Source organism: Mesonia ostreae (genome assembly GCF_031845265.1).
Taxonomy (GTDB): Bacteria; Bacteroidota; Bacteroidia; order Flavobacteriales; family Flavobacteriaceae; genus Mesonia; species Mesonia ostreae.
The window spans coordinates 141,321-165,610 of the sequence record NZ_JAVRBG010000004.1 but is presented as its reverse complement, the minus strand read 5'-3'; the positions used below and the strand labels follow the sequence as shown (position 1 = coordinate 165,610).

General features: G+C 38.1%; 10 protein-coding genes. 6 read left to right on the top strand and 4 right to left on the bottom strand.

The annotated features are described in order from the left end of the window. Positions 1–108: 108 nt before the first annotated feature. The 3 genes from RLT85_RS05635 to RLT85_RS05625 all read left to right on the top strand — a co-directional run bounded on the left by RLT85_RS05635 (position 109) and on the right by RLT85_RS05625 (position 13,435). Positions 109–7,734 (top strand): CARDB domain-containing protein, encoded by a 7,626-nt coding sequence (locus RLT85_RS05635; RefSeq protein WP_311401058.1) that lies wholly within the window; start codon positions 109–111, stop codon positions 7,732–7,734. Between the two features lie 923 nt (positions 7,735–8,657). Beyond that, positions 8,658–13,199: a GEVED domain-containing protein gene (locus RLT85_RS05630; RefSeq protein ID WP_311401057.1), complete on the top strand. Its 4,542-nt coding sequence runs from the start codon at positions 8,658–8,660 to the stop codon at positions 13,197–13,199. 11 nt (positions 13,200–13,210) lie between these two features. Further along, positions 13,211–13,435 (top strand): hypothetical protein, encoded by a 225-nt coding sequence (locus RLT85_RS05625; protein WP_311401056.1) that lies wholly within the window; start codon positions 13,211–13,213, stop codon positions 13,433–13,435. Between the two features lie 309 nt (positions 13,436–13,744). On the opposite strand, the gene RLT85_RS05620 is transcribed toward RLT85_RS05625, so the two are convergent. Then, positions 13,745–14,923 (bottom strand): acyl-CoA dehydrogenase family protein, encoded by a 1,179-nt coding sequence (locus RLT85_RS05620; RefSeq protein ID WP_311401055.1) that lies wholly within the window; start codon positions 14,921–14,923, stop codon positions 13,745–13,747. A 177-nt stretch (positions 14,924–15,100) separates the two neighbouring features. On the opposite strand from RLT85_RS05620, the gene RLT85_RS05615 reads away from it, so the two are divergent. Next, a complete protein-coding gene (locus RLT85_RS05615; RefSeq protein WP_311401054.1) occupies positions 15,101–16,342 on the top strand; it encodes a DEAD/DEAH box helicase in 1,242 nt (413 codons plus the stop codon). Here the strand turns inward: RLT85_RS05615 and RLT85_RS05610 are convergent. From RLT85_RS05610 to RLT85_RS05600, 3 genes are all read right to left on the bottom strand, one after another. Further along, a complete protein-coding gene (locus tag RLT85_RS05610; RefSeq protein WP_311401053.1) occupies positions 16,339–17,076 on the bottom strand; it encodes a tRNA1(Val) (adenine(37)-N6)-methyltransferase in 738 nt (245 codons plus the stop codon). The two genes, RLT85_RS05615 and RLT85_RS05610, sit on opposite strands and share 4 nt — an antisense overlap. A gap of 169 nt (positions 17,077–17,245) precedes the next feature. Next, positions 17,246–17,773, bottom strand: a complete 528-nt coding sequence (rimM, locus tag RLT85_RS05605) for a ribosome maturation factor RimM (protein WP_311401154.1) — start codon at positions 17,771–17,773, stop codon at positions 17,246–17,248. A gap of 19 nt (positions 17,774–17,792) precedes the next feature. Beyond that, on the bottom strand, positions 17,793–18,350 hold the full coding sequence (locus RLT85_RS05600) for a 30S ribosomal protein S16 (RefSeq protein ID WP_311401052.1): 558 nt from the start codon (positions 18,348–18,350) through the stop codon (positions 17,793–17,795). A gap of 136 nt (positions 18,351–18,486) precedes the next feature. Between RLT85_RS05600 and RLT85_RS05595 the strand changes: the two genes are divergently transcribed. Both RLT85_RS05595 and dnaE read left to right on the top strand, forming a co-directional pair. Then, positions 18,487–19,152 carry a DUF6252 domain-containing protein gene (locus RLT85_RS05595; protein WP_311401051.1) on the top strand — a complete coding sequence of 222 codons (666 nt, stop codon included), beginning with the start codon at positions 18,487–18,489 and terminating at the stop codon, positions 19,150–19,152. 696 nt (positions 19,153–19,848) lie between these two features. Beyond that, positions 19,849–24,237: a DNA polymerase III subunit alpha gene (gene dnaE, locus RLT85_RS05590; protein ID WP_311401050.1), complete on the top strand. Its 4,389-nt coding sequence runs from the start codon at positions 19,849–19,851 to the stop codon at positions 24,235–24,237. Positions 24,238–24,290 lie beyond the last annotated feature (53 nt).

Below are 24,290 nucleotides of genomic sequence, written 5' to 3'. Positions count from 1 at the left end.
GGAGCCGATACTTATTATTTAAAAACAAATGATGATAATGGTGATCCTATTTTAGCGGGTAGTCAAGCTACAATTACGTATCCAACAGTTCAAACGGGAAATGTTTTTGTGAATACTAAAACTACAACTTCCTTTAATATTAACTGGACTAATGGAGACGGAGCTAATCGGATCCTGATTGCCAGAGCAAATGAACCCGTAAATACAGAGCCACAAGACTTAGAGAGCTATAGTTCTAATAGTAGTGGTTATGGAAGTTCTTATTATGAAATAGGCACGGGAAATTATGTGCTCTATGCAGGAAGTGGAAATTCAGATAATGTCACTAATTTAGAACCAGGAACCAATTATCACTTTGCTCTTTTTGAATACAATGGGAATAGCGGAAAATCCTATTTAAGGCCAGCTTATACTTTTGAAGCTGAAACCTTTGGGGCAACACCAACGACACAAGTTTCTAATATTAACTTTGCAAATATTGGCGCTACCTCAATGCACGTTAATTTCACGCGTGGGAATGGTTCTTCTCGTTTAGTCATCGCGAAAAAAGGTGCAGCCGTAGATGTGCAGCCCTCAGATAATACCAACTATTCCGCTGATGCTATTTTTGGAGATGGTCAGGAAATCGGTTCAGATAATTTTGTGGTCTATAATGGAACAGACGAAGAGTTTCAACTCTCAAATTTAGATGAAACATCAGAATATCATTTTGCCTTTTTTGAATATGCTATTAATGATAACGACGAGTTATACCTTATCCCAGGAGCAACAGCTTCTCAGGCAACACCAGCCCCACCAACAGTTATCCCTAATGATTTTAGTTATACCCGACCATGCGATAGTGATCTTGTTTTAAGTTGGACTTCTGGAAATGGTCAAGGCCGCTTGGTTATTTTAAGTGAAGTCCCTTTAAATGCTACACCAACAAATTCAACCAATTATACCGCAAATTTTGGTTACGGTATGGGCGATGCAATTGGTAACGGTTATGTGGTTTACAATGCTGCTGGAAACTTGGTTCCGCCTAACTTATTACAAGCATCCACCGACTATTACGTTAATATATACGAATATAATGGAACAAAAATAGACCCTATTTTTAATATGATGCCTTTAGAAGGTTTTATAGGAGATATTACAGCTCCAAGTGCAGTTTGTCAAGATATACAAATCGTTTTAGATGCTGTTGGGAATGCTACTATAACCGCTGAAGATATTGGAACAATACCCACAGGTGATTGTGGTACAGTTACTGGGGAGATTGATATAGATAGCTTAGATTGTTCTAATTTAGGATCAAATACTGTTACGCTAACACTTACAGATAGCGATGGGAATACAAGTTCTTGTACAAGCAGTGTTACCGTTGTTGATGAGACTGCCCCAAATGTAATTACCAAAGATATTAGTGTTCAGCTTGACCTTGATGGTACTGTAACTATAGCTGAAGATGCAGTAAATGATGGTTCAACAGATGCTTGTGGTTCTTTAATCTTTGCTACAGATATGACTACTTTTAATAGTGGTGATTTGGGAGAGAATACAGTGACTCTAACCGTTACAGATGGTAGTGGTAATTTTGATTCCGCTACAGCTGTAGTTACTGTTCTGGATATTGCGGCGCCCGCCAATGATGACCTTTGCGATGCAATTTTTTTAAACGTGGGGACAATCTCCGCGGGTAACAATTTTACGAATGTTGGGGCAACTGCCCAAGCGAATGAAATCAATGGTTCTTGTTGGAGTGGTATTGGTAATCCACAAACAGTTTGGTTTAGTTTCGAATCTCCGTCAAGCGGAAATGTAACGTTAAGCACAGATATAGCGGGAGGAACCTTGAATGATACGCATATCACTATTTATGAAGCTCCAGCCGATTGCAGTGACCTGTCAAGTTTAGGCAATGAAATAGCTTGTAACGAAGATGAGGGTACAAGTGTAAAAGCTGTAGCATCAATGACTGGATTAACTGTGGGAAATATGTATTATGTTCAAATTGACGGAAACGGTGCTCAAACGGGAACCTTTGGTGTTCAAATAACAGATGAAGGCTGCTTAAATCCTAGTGGGGTAAGTGTTGATGTCGTTGCTGACACCTCCGCCAACATTTCTTGGATCGCTGGAGGTAGCGAGAACAATTGGATAGTGAAATATAGCGATATTGCTGGTTTTGATCCCGAAACGGAAGGCAGTTCAGAAGCTGTAGACAGTTCCCCCAACACCCAACTAAACGGATTGAATCCGAATACTGCTTACGAAATTTACGTCAAAGCAGATTGTGGGAGTGGAGCGGAAAGTGATCTTGTAGGTCCAGTGGAGTTTACCACCGGCTGCCTTGGCTCTCCAAGCCTTTCTTTCTTGGGAACTGGAGCATACCAAACCAGCATTATTTCTCCTGCCCAAGGAACTCCTGAAACTACTTATGAGTTTAAAATTGTATATACCAATGAGGCAGGAGTATTGCCGCCTTACGGATTTCCGCGTGTTTTGCTGGATTATGAAGGAAATGGTAGCTTTACCAATAACAACGATAGAGCTGTAATTTTATCTGCGGAAGATCCTAATGATACAAATACGATAGATGGGAAAATATATTATGGTTCTATAAGTCAGCTACCATCAGGTTCCAACTGGCAAGCTTGGGTTCAAGTACAAGCAAGTGGTTGTACGACAGAAATAGGACCCTTTGATGCCCCAGATGTATTAATTGCACCCGATTTAGAGATTTTTGCCAACGACATTGTCTTTGATAATCCCAATCCAGAGGTTTCCTCGGCCTTACAAATAACGGCAAGCATTCATAACAATTCCGATTTACCGGCAGAGAATTTTGTGGCACATCTTAAGAATCAATTTGATACCAATGCGGTTTATCCAGATATAACTATAGATTATTTAGGACCTCAAGAAAGTACGAATGTAGTGTGGAATATAACTACTCCTGCAATCGAATCGTGGAACCCTATGGAAGTATTTATAGATTATACTGATGTAATTGCTGAATCGAATGAGCTGAATAATCGAGCGCTACGACCATTTACTAACGGTGATTTTAATCTGCCAGGAGCAATTAATGTTCAGGCTACTGTAAGTCCTTCCGTAGTACAATTACCTTCAGGAACGGATAAAGTATTTATCTCTGGTCACGCATATTATACAGATACGGCTGTTGTACTTCAGGATTCTACGGTGGCGGGAGCTACGGTAAGCTTTGTAAATCCTATAACAGGAAATCAAGTTCAAACCCATACCAATGCCAACGGATATTTTTCATTTAAAACCTATCATGGTTCACAGCCGGGACCATACACCGCTATTGTAGAGGTTACAGATTATACTTTAACAGGGGAAACTCCAGTAAATTGGGAGTTAATTCAAGGTCCGTGCGTTACAAATTTGAGAGCAAAAATTACTCCTTCCTATAAAAGCATACTCGAGGGAGAATCGGTTTCCGCAGATATTGTAGTTAGCAATATAGGCTGTGAAGCGGTTACGGTAGAGACGCTGCTCGAAATAAACCAAACGGGAGGTCTTCCACTTATTGGAAATATGACAATTCCGCCGCTCGAGCCAGGGGAATCTTATATACATAATTTTACAGCTCAATTTGATACGGTGGGAACGTATTATATTACAGGACATGCAGATGCCAATAATGTTGTACAAGAATCTTCAGAAAATAATAATCTGGGAAATATGACAATCAAAGTAAATCCTCCTTTCCCAGACATAATTCCGGCAGGAAGCGGTTCATTGGGATCTCAGTATTTATGTAATGCCAGTGGCTCTCAAAGTTTTGGAATAAGAAATATAGGCCATGTTCCTACGGGAGAATTTAAGAACATCATTGAAGTATATTTTGAGGGCTCTTTAGAGGAAACGTATACTGAAACCGTTCAAAATATTAATCCTGGTCAAAGTGCGTATGTATCTATACCTTTCGAATATCAACAAACAGGAAATTACAGTTTTGTGCTGACTTGTGATGTGCCAGATTTGCCTGATTATCCTATTGATAGGGTAACGGAAATTTCTGAAACGAACAATATCGGTAACTATTCTATAAACATTTTTGAATGTAGACCCGATCTAAAAGTATCTTCTTGCGATCTTGTCGTGAATCCAGTAGATCTCCAAGTTCCAGGTACAGTTAACTATACCGCTCAAGTGCGAAATGGAGGAAATGGAATTGCGTTAGCTCCTGTAGAGTTTGAGTTCACGCTAAGTAATGGAGAAGTATATCCTTTGATTCATAATCAAGATATTCTTCCTGGTGAAATGGTCAGCTTTACGACTTCCGCAGCAGCGGTAAACTCAGGTATAGCTACTCTAACCGCTACGGTAGATCCTAACAACCTTATTGATGATAACAATTTAAATAACAATTCTTCTACGGAAGAGCTTTGTTGGGAGTTTGAACCAGTTTCTCGATGTGGTTATGATTTTTGGAACGGAACGTATCATGAAAATGAATCGGCACAATTGGCGGTTGGCGTGAGAGTAAAACATTTGTACCAAGCTTCTGAAGTGAAAGTGCGTTTTGAAGTGACTGGCCCCGGAATTACAGGATGGGCATTATTAGGAGATGCTGCTGTTCAAAATGTATCTAATTGTAACGGATGTCCATATAGCGCAGTTTTACCCACGCCTTTTGTATTTAATCAAACTGGAGTATATACATTTAGAATGACCTCAGATCCCGATAATGAATACCAAGAATGCAATGAAGGAAATAATGTATTAATCAAGGAAGTAACTGTGGCCAATAAACCAGATATGCGCATCGAGTCAGAATACATTAATCCTACGTTGCTCAATCCAGATCCTGGACAATCTATATTCTTCCACGTTTCTTATGAAAATATTGGATATTCTAATATTAACGACGAGATGGATCTTAAGTTAATCATCAATAATGATGAACATGCGATAGTAAACAACGTTACGGGGCTGATAAAAAACAGTACTACTACGATAGCAATTCCAATTCCGTATTCTTCAGAAATAGAAGGGCTTCACGTGGCTCGTGCCATTATAGATTCAAATCAAGAGGTAAACGACGCCAATAGGTCTAATAATGAAGCGACTCGATCCTTTGTTGTGGGGGCAGCTGCAAATCTGCATTTTGATGATTTCACAGCTTCCAATGAAACACCCGAAGTTGGAGAAACGATAAATATTGAAGCGCAAATCGTTAATAATGGGGAGCTAGATGTAGATGCAGATGTGTTGTTTTCTTACGTATCGGCGGTGGGAGATACCATTCCTATAGGAACAAAACCAGTGAGTGTGAATATAGAAAACAATCCACTAAACCCATTAACTTCTGGGATAACGCAAAATGCTCTTAATGGTAGTAATCAGACTATTTCTCTACCTTGGACCGTAGCAGAGAGTCCGGTTAAAATTGTTGGAGAGATTATTAATAGTTCAGAGTTGGAATTTGATTATACCGATAATTTTGCTTCTACTCAATTAAACAATTTCAAGGTAACTTTAGACGCAACTCTAGCGTGTGAAGGACTTAATTTGGGTACACTTACCGTCCTGGCAACAAATGGTACAGCTCCTTACACGTATAGTTGGAGCAATGGTTCTATGGGAGAAGTGCTAGAAGCACAATCTGGAACTTATGGTGTCATCGTGGTAGATGCCACGGGGAAAGAGGCCGTTGCCGTAGGAACCATAGAAGAAGATCCAGATTGTGCTGCGTCCCAGTGTAGCTTATCTGCGGTAGATTTTAATGTTCCTACTAATTGCGACCCCGTTACAAATATGTACTCAACAACTGTGGTGGTGGCTTACGAAAATGAGCCAACACAAGGATCTATTACGGTAAACGGAATAGATTATCCAATAACTGGAAGTCCGCAAAGTTTTGATGTAGATTTCGAATCTGGTGCTGTGACTTACAACGTTTCATTCACAGAAGATACAGCTTGTAGCTTAATGATAGCAACGGGAGTTACGCTGGTGGAATGTGGTCTTGAAGGCTATAATTATCTAAACGATACCGACACATGGACGCCAGGTAACCCTAACACCGATGTTAATTTCACCCCTTCAGATAATATTACCGTATTAGAAGGAACTGCTAGTTTTACCGAAGCTATCGAAGTAAATAACATTACAGTAAATAACGGAGCTACCTTAAATGTGGAAAATGTATTGACAATTAATGGAGACATTACCAATAATGGAGATATGGTTTTTAAAAGTACAGCGACCCAAAATGGAGAGCTGGCAGCAGTCCCTGTAACTTCAAGCATTTCTGGTGAGTTTACGGTAGAGCGTTATATGAGTTCCCATAGAGCTTATCGTTTTGTGAGTAGTCCAGTGACGACAAGCACTTCTATTCATGCCAACTGGCAAGAAGGAGCAACAAGTGCTACAGACAATCCTAATCCAGGTTATGGTACGCACATTACGGGAACTACCGCAGATCAGCAGGATGGTTTTGACGCAACTGCGACAGGAAATTCCTCTTTATATACATTAGATGCGACCAACCAAGTCTTTGTGGCTGCCACTAATACAAATGTGCAAACCATTACAGCGGGAGAAGGGCACTTAATTTTTGTTCGTGGAGATCGTTCTATTGATTTAAGCAGTAATACTTCCGTAGGAGAAACAAGGCTGCGTACACGTGGGGCATTACATACAGGAGATATGACGCAGACCAACAACTTAACCAATGTGGAGAATGAATTTAACTTAATTGCGAATCCATATCCTAGTGCTATCGATATCAATCAAGTGATTGCCAATTCTCAGAATTTAAATCCTAACTATTACTACGTTTATGATCCTACTTTAGGAGCTAATGGGGCTTATGTAACGGTAGATTTAAGTACAGGAGGAAATAGTTCTGGCTCAGAAGCGAATCAATATGTTCAATCGGGGCAAGCCGTGCAAATAGCTACAGATTCTAATGAAACTACTTCTGTTTCATTTTCAGAAGCAGATAAAGTGCCGGGGGAACATACCAGCACTTTTAGGGCAGAGAATTTAATGGTTAATAATGCCCATATTATAGGACAACTTTATACCACAGAGAATTACGTCGCAGGAAATAAGCTGCACGATAGTTTTGCTCTTCTCTTTTCTTCGGAATATGATAATGTGCAAAATAATAAGGATGCGATAAAAGCCTTCAACTTTACGGAAAACTTAGGTATAGGAATTCTAGACGAGGTATATAGTATAGAACGTAGAGAGATGCCAGTTGATGAAGAACAGATTGATTTATTTGCAAATAATTACCAGCATCAAGACTATATGTTGGTGATTGAAACGGCCAATTTGGGAGAAACTACGGCTTACTTTGTAGATTCTTTTACGGAAGAAGAAGTAGCTTTGGTAGAAGGAGAAAACCTAATCAACTTTAGTATAGATCAAGACGCTGAAGCGAGTAAAGCTACAGACAGATTTTATATAAGATTTAATGAGCAAGCTTTGATAACAGATTCTAGTAGTTTGGATCATAGCTTACAATTGTTTCCCAACCCAACGAATACAAAGAACGGATTCTTTTTAAGCTCTTCTTTATGGAAAGACCAACAGGTGAGCATTAATATACGTGATCTTTTAGGAAGAGAAGTGTACAGCACGCAAGAAGTTTTTACCAATGGGAAGATCCATGTAAAACCTGGAAATAGCTTAGGTAATGGAACTTACTTTGTAGAGGTGAAGCAAGGAGACCAACGTATTATTAAACGCTTTATAATTAAATAAACAGAACTTTTAATTAAAAAAAAGGCTGTCTAAGAAGTTTTGAAAACTTTCATTCTGAATCTGCCCGTACCATTCAGGCGGGTTTATTTCAGAATCTCATCATAGGGATTCACAAATTAGTATAAGAACCTGAATCAAGCCCGCCTGAATGAATTCACTTCGGGCAGGTTCAGGTTGACAGAAATCCTCTTTTTGGATAGCCTCTTTTTTTCGCTAAACTATTATGATAGAATTAAAAAATGCTGCTGGTGTTTAATTTTGTACTGATGCTCAGCATAGCTTGAGTCTTTAGTTTCTACCCGGTACTGAAAAGGTTAATTTTTAGAGGTGTAATGTATATGAAGTAGGTAAATTAACTTTTTTCATGTGAATATTTAAGCACTTTGTAATAAATGAAACTATGCCTATTGTATTTGTTAAAAAATAAATTTAAGGCAGATCTATAATCGACTAAGTGTGTCAAAAACACGATATATGACAATTTTTTTTTGTTTTTTAGATTGTCACTAAGTTTATGTATTTTATTTTGTATATATTTAACAATTAACTAGTAATTAAAACCAATTTATTAACATTTATAAAGAATTTATTTATGGAAAAAATTACGCTCCCTAATTTAAGCCTGCTTATAGGCGCTCCATGTGGAAAGGTTTCTGCGCAGTTTAACTACATGCTCAAAAACATAGAATTTTATGGGAAAGGCTAAGGCCATAAATCCCAGAGTTTTCTATTAATTGAAACTCCACGTTTAAACCTATTACTCTACCATAAAATAGGTATAGTAATGAGGTCGCTCCTTTATGTTTCTGAATGATGTATCTGCCTATTTTTATTTTCGAGAAAATTATTTGAGGTACACCACAAATCTTGAAACAAATTTTTAATAACCAAATACTTTTTAATGACTAATTAATCCATTTATTATGAAAAAAATTATTTTATTATGCTTTGCAACCCTCCTGGCCACGCTCATGTGGACTCCAGGGCATGCGCAATATTGTGCACCCGAAGCAACTAATTCCGATCGGTATGTTGACAGTTTCTCTACTACAGCAGGTAGCGAAAACATCTCTAATGCAAGTTCTGGTTTCTCCACAGCGGGATACGGAGATTTCACGTCATTAACAGTTGAGCAAGGACTTAATGGGGCCGTTAATTTTGAAGTGAATATCGAAGGTGGAAATGCGGGATTCAGAATCTGGGTAGACTGGAATCAGGACGACGTATTTGATTCGACGGATGAAGTGGCTTTTCAGTCGAGCGGGTACAGCATTGCACATTCAGGCACCTTTACGATACCTGCTAATGCATTAGAAGGGGAAACTCGTATGAGAATTGTTAGCCATTGGTTAAACAGTTCGGGTGAGGTCGACCCATGTGAAACGGGTTTTACTTATGGTGAATTTGAAGATTATACTTTCAATGTAACTAGTACGGTATCTTGGGATTGTCCGTTACTCGAAGCTAATATTGGTGATTCTTGTGATGATGGTGACCCGAATACAATGAACGATGTAGTAAATGAAAATTGTAATTGCGAGGGAATTATTCCTCCAGATGGAATGGTTTGCGATGCTCCTATAGAGATAACTTCTTTGCCTTATACTACTACTGACAATACTGAAAACTATGGAGATGATTATTCACCAGCTGACAAGCCTGCAAACGCTCCTGGCGTGATTGGGAATCCATCTTCTAACTATCTAGGAGGAGATGACGTGGTGTATTCTTATACAGCTGTTGCCAATGGGGTCGTTGATATTTCTGTTACTGGACATGGAACTTGGGCTGGTGTGTTTGTTTTTACCGGATGCACTCCTTTCGAAAGTACAGTTGGTGGGCAAACTAATTCGAGTGCTTCAGTAGATTTAGAAGTTATGGGTCTGCCTGTAAATGCAGGAACGACGTATTATATTGTAATTTCTACTTATGCATCTCCACAAAGTACAGATTACACTTTAAATGTTACAGCATCTGTATATGATTGCCCAGCGCTAGAAGTTAACTTTGGTAGTGCTTGTGATGATGGAAATTCCCAAACCTATGATGATACAGTCAATGAAAATTGCGAGTGTGAAGGGATACTTTATGAATGCCCAGCGCTTGAAGCTAATTTTGGTGATTCTTGCGACGATGGGGATTCGAATACAGTGAATGATACCATAAATGAGAATTGTGAATGTGAAGGAATTTCAATTACTACCAACGATGAAGCATGTACAGCAACAGATATTGCTTGTGGTGATACTATTACTCAGTCTCTTGTTGGAGCAACTGAATCAATGGAAGATGACTGCTTTGGAACTGGTTCCGCAGATGTTTGGTTCTCTTTCACTTCAGATGGTTCACAAATAGTAACCGTTGCAGAGACTTCACCTTTGGATGCAGTCGTTCAACTTTTTGCTGGAGATGAGTGTGGAAATATTACCGAAGCTGGAGCTTGTGATGACTTTCCTGAAGAATTTATTGTAACCGAAGCTGGTAATTATTATTTACGTGTACGTCCCTATTCTTCAAGTAATGATGAAGGTATAATTACAGTAAACTTGACTTGTGAAGATTTTGACTGTCCAAATGAGCAAGTGAATTTCGGTGATGTATGTGATGATGGAGACCCAAACACAATTAATGATACAGTAGATGAAAACTGTAATTGTTTAGGGGAACTTCCTGCCGAAGGAAGTGTATGCGAATCAGCGATTGCGCTAGATTGTAATGTAGATCCAGTAACATATTCGTCAGCTAATTCAAGTGGAACAAATACTACGAGTTGCTCTATGGGTGATTATGGTCTTTGGTTCACATTTATGGGTACGGGTGGTGATATCACGGTGAACTCATCAGCTACTTTTGATCACGAAATGTCTATCAATTCTGGTTCTTGTGGATCATTGGTAAACATTGGTTGTGATGATGGTTCCACTGGTGCTGAAGAATACACCATTTCAGCTTCTGTAGAAAATGAAACCTACTACGTATATGTGGCTCATTATAGCTCTTTTACTAGTGGTACTGGCGATATTACCATATCTATTGACTGTGCTACTCCTCCAGCGTGTTTAACTCCAGCACTAGCTCTTGAAGTACAAGACGCCAGTGGTGATCCTATTGAAGCTTGTATTGAGGCAGGTGGTGAATACTATGTTTTGGCTACGTTATCTGGTGGAGAAGGAAACACCACTTATAACGTTTCTGCCAATAGTGGCGTTGAGATTGCAGTGGCTGCTGAAGACTCTCAAGTTTTTGGACCATTCACAGTCGGAACTAACGTTAGTGTAACTGCCGTAGGTGCTCAAGATGGAGATTGTGATGTTTCTGCATCTATTAACTCTCCAGAGGTATGTCCTCCATCTAATGATAATTGTGACGAAGCAATACCTTTAGTTTGCGGAGAAACCATAACAGGTAGTACTGCAAGCGCAACAGCTTCTGGATTGTCTGCAACTTGTAGTGGTTTTACATCATCTTCTGCACTTGATGTATTCTATTCTTTTGAAGCAGATGGTACAAGCGACTATACAGTTTCATTAGATGCTGCTTCAGGAAACTTTTTTGATGGTATCCTTTTTGTGTATTCAGATGTTTGTGGAAACCTTACAAATCTAGGATGTTCAGATGGAGGTAACCCTGAAGAAATGACACTTATCGCTCCAGCAGCAGGTACTTATACCGTAAGATTATTTAGATATACGGGAACAGGAAATTATACACTTGGATTGGAATGTACTTCTGCTGTATCAGGTTATGTTTATGAATCTGGTGCTTGGACACCAAGTGATCCTAATGGAAACGCTACAGCTTCTGATGACATCACGGTAGTAGATGGCGAGGCTAGTTTTACCAGTGACATTGAAGTGAATAATATTACCGTAAATAGCGGCGCTACTTTAAATGTGGAGAGCGTATTGACCATCAATGGCGATATTACTAACGATGGAGATATGGTTTTCAAAAGTACCGCTACCAGCGATGGAGAATTAGCAGCAGTGCCTGCAAGTTCTAGTATTATAGGAGATATGACTGTAGAGCGTTATATGAGTGATAATCGTTCTTATAGAATGATAAGTAGCCCAGTAACAACTACCAGCAGCATTCAAGCCAATTGGCAAGAAGGAGCAACAAGTGCTACAGAAAATCCAAACCCTGGCTATGGAACGCATATTACAGGAAGTGAGAGCGGAGACAATGGTTTTGATGCTACTATAACTGGTAATCCTTCCCTATTTACTTTAAATGCTACTAGTCAAGCTTTCGATGCTGTAGATAATACTAATGTAAATATGTTGAATGCAGGAGAAGGTTATTTAATATTTGTAAGAGGTGATCGTGATATAGATTTAAGCAGTAACGATTCTCATTCTGCTACTACCTTGAGAACTACAGGAAGTATGTTAACCGGTACATTTACCGAGGATACGAATGTGAGTAATATTCAAGGAGAGTTCAACATGGTTGCGAACCCTTACCAAAGTGCGGTGAATATTAACCTTGTAATTGCAGATTCAGATAACTTGAACGCTAATTTTGCGTATGTATACGATCCAAATTTAGGAACTAATGGAGCTTATGTAACGGTAGATTTATCTGACGGAAGCAACAGTTCTGGTTCTGCAGCAAATCAATTTTTGCAGCCTGGGCAAGCAGCGCAAGTGGCAACAGCCAGTAATGCAACAACGTCTATTATATTCAATGAGAGCGCAAAATCACCAAACAACCATACGACAACGTTTAGAAGTACAAGTGTAACTAATGGAACATTCATTGTTGGTCAGCTATTTACTGCTGAAAACTATGCAGCCGGAAATACGTTACACGATAGCTTTAAACTTATGTTTGATGCTAGTTTTGATAACGCATTAACGAATGAAGATGCGATAAAGCCCTTCAACTTTACAGAAAACATGGGACTAGGAAGTCTAGGTGCTGTTTATAGTGTAGAACGTAGACAAATACCAGTTGAAAACGAGCAAATTGCTTTGTATACGGACAATTACGAGCATGAGGCATATAGCTTGGTTTTAAAAGTTGAGAATTTAGAAAGTGATGTAACAGCGTATTTCGTAGATTCCTTTACAGGAGAAGAGGTAGCATTAATTGAAGGAGATAACTTAATTAACTTTAATGTAAATCAAGATTCTGAAGCAAGTAGAGCTACAGATAGATTTTACATCAGCTTTGCAGCATCTTTAGCGGTAGAAAATGTGAGCTTAAATAGTAGCTTACAGCTCTATCCAAATCCAACTACGATTGAAGATGGATTCTACTTGAGCTCTTCTTTATGGAAAAATCAAATGGTAGACATTAGTGTGCGTGATTTACTTGGAAGAGTAGTTTACAGTACTCAACAAATGTTCACTAATGGAAGAATCCACGTAAGTCCTGGCAACAGCTTAGGAAATGGAACCTACTTTGTAGAAGTGAATCAAGGAGACCAAAGTATCGTTAAGCGATTTATAACCAAATAAAAAAAAGAATTATGAAGACAAGAAAAAAGGCAAATAACATGTTTAGAGTATTTCTTAGTTTGTTGTTTATTATAGCAATAGTATGCACTACGGAAGCACAAATTCCTCTTCCAGGAGATGATAGTGATGTCCCAGATGTACCTGGAGCCCCTATAGATGCTTTCATAGGCATGGCTATTGCTGTAGGTGCTTACTTTGGAGCTAAAAAACTTCGAGGAAGTAAAAAGGAAAATTAAGTATTAATCTTTTAAAATTGATAAAAGCCCGCACTATTGCGGGCTTTTCTTATGTTTAAATTTGGGAAGTGAAGAAAATCTTAAATTTTTTACGGCTGGAGGTAAGAAATATGTATGATTTTTGATTCAGATAGACTATGCTAAGCTATATTATTATTTTTCACTCATCAAAATCTATAGATTTTCTACGCGTAGACGGTGTTTTTTCATCGAATCAAAGGCCCTTAAAAGTAAAGTGTTGTAAAAAGTATATAAAAAAGGGCAAGCGTTGTAAACGTTGCCCTTGTAATGACTTACTATAAATTTTTCTTATTTAAAAGCAGAAATACCAGTCACATCCAATCCAGTGATTAAAAGATGAATATCGTGGGTTCCTTCGTAAGTAATCACACTTTCTAGGTTCATCATATGGCGCATAATACTGTATTCTCCTGTAATTCCCATACCGCCAAGCATTTGTCTAGCTTCACGTGCAATGTTAATGGCCATATCTACATTATTACGTTTTGCCATTGAGATTTGTGCACTCGTAGCTTTATCTTCATTTTTTAATTGTCCTAGGCGTAGCGCCATAAGTTGTGCTTTAGTGATTTCGGTAATCATTTCAGCTAACTTTTTTTGTTGTAACTGAAATCCAGCAATAGGCTGTCCAAATTGAATACGTTCTTTAGAATAACGTAAGGCCGTATCATAACAATCCATCGCGGCGCCAATGGCACCCCAAGAAATTCCAAAACGAGCAGAATCTAAGCAGCCTAATGGAGCTCCCAATCCGCTTTTGTTTGGTAATAAATTTTCTTTAGGAACTTTTACATCTTGAAAAATTAACTCTCCCGTCGATGAAGCTCTTAAAGACCATTTGTTATGCGTTTCTGGTGTAGAAAAGCCTTCCATGCCACGTTCTACAATAAGACCGTGTATTCTTCCTTCTTCATTCTTGGCCCAAACCACAGCAATGTCACAAAACGGAGAGTTAGAAATCCACATTTTGGCACCATTAAGCAAGTAGTGATCTCCCTTATCTTTAAAGTTGGTCGTCATTCCGCCAGGATTAGATCCGTGATCAGGTTCAGTTAATCCAAAGCTACCCATAAACTCTCCTGTAGCGAGTTTAGGCAAATATTTCTTACGTTGTTCTTCATTTCCGTATTTCCAGATAGGATACATTACTAGTGAAGATTGCACAGATGCGGTAGAACGCACGCCACTATCTCCGCGTTCAATTTCCTGCATAATCAAACCATAAGAGATTTGATCCAATCCTGCACCGCCATATTCTACTGGAATGTAAGGCCCAAATGCCCCAATTTCGGCAAGACCACCAAGAATGGATTTTGGGAATTCTGCTTTTTGTGCCGCTTCTTCGATAATGGGAGAAACATCTTTTTTTACCCAATCGCGGGCTGCGTTTCTCACCATAAGGTGTTCTTCGGTTAATAAATCATCTATATTATAATAGTCAGGGGCTTGAAATAAATCAGTTTTCATCGCTATAGTTTTCGTGTTGTTATAAATCTTAGCCGTAAAGTTAACGAATGATGACAAAGCAGCCAATGATTTGTATTTAAATTCTTATTTGTTGAACTATACAGCTTTCGCGGAACAAATCCATCCTGCATTAAAAATTTCTATTAATAAGTGTACCTTTGCAACTTACAACAACATATGACATTTCAAGAATTAGGCATTATTGAGCCGATATTAAAAGCATTGACCGAAAAAGGGTACACACATCCTACACCTATTCAAGCCCAAGCGATTCCCATTTTACTGAACGGAAAAGACTTATTAGGCTCCGCGCAAACCGGAACGGGGAAAACGGCAGCATTTACCATTCCTATTTTACAACATTTGGCAGAAGGAGCTCCGCCAAGAAAGAAAAGGAAAATACAAGCGCTTATCATTACGCCTACGCGAGAATTGGCGATTCAGATTGATGAAAATATCAAGGCATACGCTGAATATACCGATATTCGGAATACCGTAATTTTTGGAGGGGTAAAACAAGAATCTCAGGTTAGAATTTTAAACCGTGGCGTAGACATCCTCACGGCGACACCAGGACGATTACTGGATTTGATCAATCAAGGTTTTATTTCGTTAAAAGATGTGAATCATTTTGTACTGGATGAAGCCGACCAGATGTTGGACATGGGTTTTGTACACGACATCAAGAAAATTATAAAAAAATTACCTCAAGAAAGACAATCTTTGTTCTTTTCGGCGACGATGCCTAAGTCTATTATTGACCTTTCTAAACAGATTTTGGGAGATTTTGAAAGGGTGAGTATCGCACCAAAACAAACTACGGCAGAGCGTGTAGACCAAGCGGTATATTTTGTGCCTAAGAAAAACAAACCTAAATTACTTATTCATCTGTTAGAAACAGAGCCTTTTGAAACCGTATTGGTGTTTTCTCGTACCAAGCACGGTGCCAATAAAATTGTTAAAAAGCTCGGTCAAGCCGGAATTGATTCTGCTGCGATTCACGGAAACAAGTCACAAAACCAACGGCAAAAGGTGCTGAATCAATTTAAAGACGGAAAAATAAAGGTCTTGATAGCTACAGATATTGCTGCTCGCGGAATTGATGTATCTCAGCTTTCACTTGTAGTGCAATTTGATTTACCTAATGTACCTGAAACTTACGTGCATAGAATTGGAAGAACAGGTCGTGCAAAAGCTAGCGGAAGCGCGATTGCTTTTTGTGACAAAGATGAACGTCCCTACTTAAAGTCTATCGAAAAATTAATCGGTCAACGCGTTTCGGTGGTGAAAGATCATGATTTTAAAGAGGTGGCACCAGAAGACAAGTCTTCAGAAAAAACTCCGAAATCTCAAAATAAACCTAAGAAGACTAATTTCAGAAAAAACGCCAATTCTAGAAATAAAAAGAAACCAAATTAAAGTTTGAGGTAGAAATCTTTTACCAAGCCTATATATTCTTCCGTGTAAACGTGTCTATATTTTTCGATGATGAGTGTATTTTCTTGAAGCGGAAGTTCTTCAAAACCCAATTGAAGTAATACCCGTTTTACGGGAGCATTCTGGTTACCTTTAACCCAGGTGACACGTTGCAGATTAAGTTGAACCTTCTGAGCCAAGAAAATAAAGCGATCATATTCAGCAAAAGGAATAATCGTTTGGAAGGTTCCATCTTTAGCAAGAAGTTTTACTGCATTTGTTAGAAGATCTTCAAAAGGTAAAGCATCATAAAACCGAGCTTTTTTGCGTGCTTCAGATGTTTCTTTGGCTAAAGCAGGTGCAAAATACGGCGGATTGCTTACAATGAGGTCATAGTTCTCATTGGTTTCATCTTCTTCGGAAGAGAATTCTTCCGTAAACTCATCTAAATCTGCGTGATAGCAAAATAAACGATCTCCCCAAGGACTATTTTCAAAATTATCGACACATTGCTCGTAAGCATCTTCATCAATTTCTAAGGCATCGATAAGTCTAGCCTGGCTTCGCTGCGCAAGCATTAAAGCGATAACTCCAGTTCCTGCACCAATATCTAATATAGAGTAAGTTGTGTTAGGGATATGCGCCCAAGCCCCTAATAAGACTCCGTCTGTACCAATTTTCATGGCACAACGGTCTTGCTTTATGGTAAATTCTTTAAATCGGAAATCTTGAGACATGTGGGTTGGGGATTTTTTTAGTAAGATTAGATGTTAGATCTATATTCCTTATTCTAAGAGAAAGATTCCTCCTTCGTCGGAATGGCAGTTAATTAATATAGTATGTCTAGCTACTGCCGTCTTATGTCTAATTTCTAGATTCTAATATCTAATATCTAATATCTAATACCTATTCCAAATACATTTCAATTAATCCCTCAGGAACATCTAGATGAATGATTTTTTGTTCTTTATCTACTTGGGAGATAAAATCATCATTTAAGGGAATCAGCACTTGCTTTCCATTATGATCAATTTCAAATAAAGCTTGAGGACTGGTGGTGTTAACGCCTGTTAGTGTACCAATTTCTCCAAAATTTTTATCGGTGGCTTTGTAGCCAATAATTTCGTGAAAGTAAAATTGATCATGTTCTAAAACAGGTAACTCTTCTAAGGGAAGATAAACCTCTCGCTTAATGAGGTCTTCTGCATCTTCTTCGGTATCAATATCTTCAAATTTAACGCGGAGAAGTTCACTTTTTTGAAGGGAAGATTTTTTAATAAAAAATGGAATCAGTTTTTTGCGGTATTCCACAAGAACAGATTCCATTTTTAAATAATGTTGGGGGTCATCTGTATCTAATTTGATAAGCAACTCACCCTTAAAGCTAAATTTACTAACGATTTTACCTACATAGAAACAATCTTCTTTACGCACGTCGTCAATATTAGTTTTACTAAGCTTCTTTTTCTTCTTCTTTCTCTTCGGTTGCTTCTGCATTCGCTTCTGCTTCCTTGTTTTTTGCTTCTTCTTCCGCAGCAGCGGCAGCTTTAGCTTCATCTTCAGCAGCTTTAGCTTCTGCTTCACGCTTTTCATTAGTTTCTTTTTCTGCAGCTAATGCTTTATCGCGAGCTTCTTGATCTGCTTTAGAAAGGTTTTCTTTCTTCGCATCAATTTTTTTAGCTTTTTCTTCAACCCAAGCATTAAATTTCTCTTCTGCTTGTTCTTCTGTAATGGCCCCCTTACGAACACCTCCAGCTAAATGGTTTTTAAGTAACACTCCTTTGTATGAAAGAATGTTTTTTGCAGTATCTGTAGGCTGCGCTCCATTTTGAAGCCATTTTACAGAGCTATCCACATCTAATTCAATAGTTGCAGGATTTGTGTTTGGATTGTAAATTCCTAATTTCTCAAGATATTTACCATCTCTTTTCGAGCGAACATCGGCCGCTATAATCCAGTAAAAAGGTTTTCCTTTTTTACCGTGTCTTTGTAATCTTATTTTTACAGGCATAAAAATTAAATTTTGAGGTTCTCGACCTCCTTTATTAATAATCTTGCAAAGATACATGATATTTTTTTACAGTTAATAAAAAGATTAGTATTTTTTCTTTTACATTTGTAGTTACTAAAACCAAATTTTACCTACGATGAGAAATTACCTTTTACTTGTATTGCTTTCTCTTTTTGCAATGAGCTGTGGAGACGATATTGAAACGAATAGCCCATCTATACAAGGAGAAGTGGATGATATTTTTTTTAGATCTAATTCCTCTAGCGCAACGGTTAATGAAGATGGCTCTGTCACTCTTATAGGAGAATCTGCAAGTGAAATCGTTACTTTAAAAATTTCTGATTATGAAGTAGGAACCTATAATATTCAAGGAAATGCGGCGAATGAAGCTACCTACGAAGACTATAATGGAGTACTTTACTTAACCGGCGAAAACGGAGAAGGAAAAATTGAGGTTACAAGAATAAATAACGGTACACTTTCTGGGGAATTTTATTTTAATGCCTTAAAAAATGGGGTAGGAGATACGATTAACTTTAGCAAAGGTTCTTTTTTCTATGTACCGGTAGCAAATCCTAGTACGCCAACTACACCAGGAACAGATGTAGATTGTCCAGAAGCAACAGAGATACGATTAAATGCTAAACTAGCTTACGATAATGTAGATACTAGTAATCAAGAAGAAGTGCAAGCTGCTTGTAATGCTTACCGCACTGCGTTAAATCAAGAAATTGAAGTTTGCGGTGATGAAATAGGAGACTTACAAGCTATTTTAGATAGTTTGGGAGATTGCGAGAGTTAGTCTTTAAGTCTTCATCTAGTATACAAAAAACTTTAGGCAACTAAAGTTTTTTTTGGTTCCACCGATCTTATTGGTGACAAAAATGAAGCACAAAACGTTAAATGTGAAGGCGTTTATTCAGGATCTCATGAATAAGAAACAAGAGAAGTGAGACGAGAGAAAAATAGAACCTAGAGTCTAGAATCTAAACAAAGACGTTTAGATCCATGACGTTTAGACTTAGGATTTTTGAGAAATTCGGCTTCAATACATCCCGAAATTTCGGGACTTTTGAAAATCACTCAGCACCTCGATACAAATTCCTTGCAGGAATTCACTCAATGACCGTTTTTAGTAGTGAGAACAAGGATATTAGATTCCAGACTAATAGACCCACGACGCTTAGACTTTAGGGAATTTTCGATTTTGATTTCATTTTCAATTTCTCTTCCTTCCTTTCATCTTAAAAAATTCTACTACAAGGCCTGCCCGAACTATCAAGGCGGGCCTGCCCGAAGATTTATGAGCGAGCCTTCCCCAAACAGAAACGGGCTGTAAGCTTTTAATTAGAATCTCTTAGAAAAAAACAAAACCAATCAAATTAAGCTCATTTGGCCTATCAAAATAATCTTCCTCTTTTGTTGATAACTAAACTTTTTAAAACATAAATGAATTGCTAATTTTATAGGTTCAATTCTTCTAAAAATTTAGGCATTTATGTTTTTAATCTTCGATACCGAAACTACCGGATTACCAAAGCGTTGGAACGCTCCCATTACAGATTCTGATAACTGGCCAAGAGCGATACAAATCGCTTGGCAGTTGCATGATGAGATGGGGAATTTAGTAGAGAGCGAAGATTTTTTAATTCGTCCAGACGGATTTAATATTCCTTACGATGCAGAGAAAATTCACGGAATTTCTACAGAATTAGCCGAAAAAGATGGCATTTCTTTAAAAGAAGGTCTGGCGAGATTTAATTCCGCTTTAGCGAAAACCAAATTTGTAGTTGGGCAAAATGTAGGCTTTGACCTTAATATTATGGGTGCCGAATTTCACCGTGAAGGTGTAGAAAGCAGCTTAAATGAACTTCCTGTCTTAGATACCTGTACCGAAACCACGGCAAAACTTTGTCAAATTCCTGGAGGTCGAGGCGGAAAATTTAAACTGCCTACCTTAACCGAGTTACATGAACACCTATTTAATCAGCCTTTTGCTGAAGCACACAATGCCACAGCAGATGTAGAAGCCACCACACGTTGTTTTTTAGAATTAATTCGACTTAAAATTTTTACTGGGGAAGAATTAGATGCTGGGCCTGGTTATTTTGAAAACTTTTCAGAAGAGAATCCGCAGCCAATTTCTTTAATCGGTTTAAAGCACACCAATCTTAAAAAAGCTTCGGAAGCCATTCGTAAAAAGATGGCTAAAAAAGAGCCTCAACAAGACCTTTCTGCGGAAGAAATTCAGGAAAATATTGAAGTGCTTCAAGATGAAGATTTTGTGCATTTGCATAATCACAGTCAGTTTTCCATTTTGCAATCTACCATTAGCGTGCAGGATTTAGTTAAAGCTGCGGCTCAAAAGAATATGCCAGCGGTGGCCTTGACAGACCACGCTAATATGATGGGCGCTTTTCATTTTGTTTCCGCAGTAGCGAAACATAATTCAGAAATAAAAGAAAAAAGAGCAGCGGCTTTAGAAAGCGGAGAAGAATTTAAGGAACGAGAAATAAAAGCTATCGTAGGTTGTGAGTTTTTTGTGTGCGAAAATCACTTAGATAAGTCTAGAAAAGACAACGGCTACCAAGTAGTCTTACTCGCCAAAAATAAAAAAGGTTATCACAATCTAGCCAAAATGTCTTCCATTGCATATACCGAAGGCTTTTATTATGTGCCTCGAATCGATAAAGAAGTAATCAAAAAATACAAGGAAGATATTATCGTTCTTACAGGAAATCTTAACGGCGAAGTACCCAGCAAAGTGCTTAATATTGGTGAAAACCAAGCCGAAGAATCCTTATTATGGTGGAAAGAGGAGTTTGGAGACGATTTATATATAGAATTGATGCGTCACGGCCAAGAAGATGAAGACCGTGTAAACCCTGTTTTGATAAAGTTTGCAGAGCAGCATCAAATTAAAATGATCGCGACCAATAATACGTACTACTGCGAAAAAGAAAATGCGAACGCACACGACATTTTACTTTGTGTAAAGGATGGCGAAAAGCAAGCGACTCCCATAGGTAGAGGTCGTGGTTACCGTTATGGTTTGCCCAATCAAGAATATTACTTTAAGTCGGCAGCAGAGATGAAAGAACTCTTTAAAGATTTGCCGCAAGCCATTACCAATATTCAGGAGGTGGTAGATAAAGTAGAGCCTTTTGTTTTAGCTAGAGACGTTTTATTACCAGCTTTTACCATTCCAGAGAAATTTTTAAAAATTGAAGATGAAAAGGACGGTGGTAAAAGAGGAGAAAACGCCTATTTAAAATACCTTACTTTTAAGGGAGCCGAAGAGCGTTATGGTGAAGTTACTGATGAGATTGCTGAGCGTTTAAATTTTGAACTTTCTGTAATTGAAAACACAGGATATCCTGGATATTTCTTAATTGTAGAAGATTTTATTCGAGAGGCTAGAAAAATGGATGTTTCGGTGGGACCCGGAAGGGGTTCTGCGGCAGGAAGTGCGGTAGCTTTCTGTTTAAAAATTACCAATATTGATCCTATTAAGTACGATTTACTTTTTGAGCGTTTCTTAAATCCAGATCGTGTAAGCATGCCCGATATTGATATTGATTTTGATGATGAAGGCCGAAGTAGAGTCATGGATTATGTGATTCAGAAATATGGTTCCAACCAAGTAGCGCAAATTATTACTTACGGAACTATGGCTGCAAAATCTTCAATACGAGATACTGCAAGAGTATTGGATTTGCCTTTAGGTGACGCCGACCGCATTGCAAAATTAATTCCTGAAATGTCTAAGCTACACAAAATTTTTGCTTTAGATGAAAAGGGAATTAAAGCTAAATTTAGAAGTGAAGACGTAGATAAGATAAATGAATTGCTCAATATTTCTGAAGGGAGTGATTTGGAGGCGCAGACGGTGAATCAAGCTAGAATTTTAGAAGGTTCGGTTAGAAATACTGGCATTCATGCTTGTGGGGTGATTATTACTCCTGGTGATATTACTAATTATGTACCGGTGTCTGTAGCCAAAGATTCAGATTTGTATGTAACTCAGTTTGACAACTCAGTTGTAGAAGACGCGGGCTTATTAAAGATGGACTTCTTGGGATTAAAAACCCTTACGCTCATTAAAGATACCGTAAAAATTGTGAAAGGGAGACATGGAATTGATTTGGATCCCGAAAACTTTCCGCTAGACGATGAAGAAACTTATGCATTGTTTCAACGTGGAGAAACCGTAGGAATATTTCAGTATGAATCACCCGGAATGCAAAAGCACATGCAGGCGTTAAAACCTACTGTTTTTGAGGATCTCATTGCGATGAATGCTTTGTATAGACCTGGTCCTATGGAATATATTCCTAGTTTTATTGCACGAAAACACGGCGACGAAGAGATTACGTATGATTTGGAGGATATGGAAGAATACCTGCAAGAAACTTACGGGATTACGGTTTACCAAGAGCAAGTGATGTTGCTTTCCCAGAAGCTCGCCAATTTTACAAAAGGTGAAGCCGATGTATTGCGTAAAGCGATGGGGAAAAAACAAAAAGCGGTACTTGATAAGATGAAACCTCAGTTTATTAATCAGGCGGCAGAGAAAGGTCACGATCCCGAAAAACTAGAGAAAATTTGGAAAGATTGGGAAGCTTTTGCGAGTTATGCGTTTAATAAATCGCACTCTACTTGCTATGCATGGATTGCTTACCAAACGGCTTATTTAAAAGCGCATTACCCAGCCGAATATATGGCGGCAGTACTTTCTAATAATATGAACAACATTAAGAACGTAACTTTCTTTATGGAAGAATGCAAACGGATGAAATTGGAGGTATTAGGTCCCGATGTAAATGAATCTTATTTTAAATTTTCAGTAAATAAAAACAATGCAGTTCGTTTTGGAATGGGAGCTATTAAAGGCGTAGGAAGCGGAGCTGTACAAACCATTGTTGAAAACAGAAAGGAAGGCGGAAATTACCGCTCTATTTTTGATATGGCAAAACGCATAGATTTACGAGCTGCCAATAAAAAAGCATTTGAAAGTTTAGCTTTGGCAGGAGGTTTTGACGGATTTAAGCCTACACATAGAGCGCAATATTTCCACGAAGAAGGCGATGGCATTACTTTTTTGGAAAAAGTGGTAAAGTATGCGGCCAAATATCAAGAAAATCAAAATTCTTCTCAGGTAAGTTTATTTGGCGAGGCGAGCGATGTCCAAATTCCGGAACCCGTGGTTCCGCCGTGCGAAGAATGGGGCACTATGGAAAAACTCCGTAAAGAAAGAGAAGTGGTGGGTATTTACATTTCTGGGCATCCGCTAGATGATTTTAGATTAGAAATGAAATATTTCTGTAATTCTTCTTTGGGGTATTTAAGTGATCTAAACACGCAGATAAATAAGGAACTTACCTTAGGCGTAGCGGTTAGCGATGTACAACATAGAGTTAGCAAAAACGGAAAGGGTTGGGCTCTATTTACGGTAGAAGATTACCATGAATCTTATGAATTTAGAATTTTTGGCGAGGAGTATTTAAAGTACCGTCATTTTTTAATGATCAATAACTTTGTGCAGATTCGGCTTTTTGTAAAAGAAGGCTGGGTAAATAAAGACACCGGAAAAAGAGGAGATGCTAGAATACAGTTTAGAGGTTTTAATTTGTTGCACGATGTGGTAGGAGAGAATGCGAAAAAACTTACCATTCAATTGGATGTAGATGATTTAACTGAACAACAAATTATTTCTCTTCAAGAATTGTTTCATATGTATAAAGGGGATCATTTGCTCAATTTTGTAGTGTATGAACTTCAAGAGAAAATTAAACTACATATGCCTAGCAAACGACAGAAAGTAAAAATTTGTGAAGAGTTAATCACAGAATTGGAATCACAAAATATTAAGTATAAATTGAATTAATTATCTCTGAATAAGATTCTAGAATATAGAACCAAGACATTAGATGTATGAGA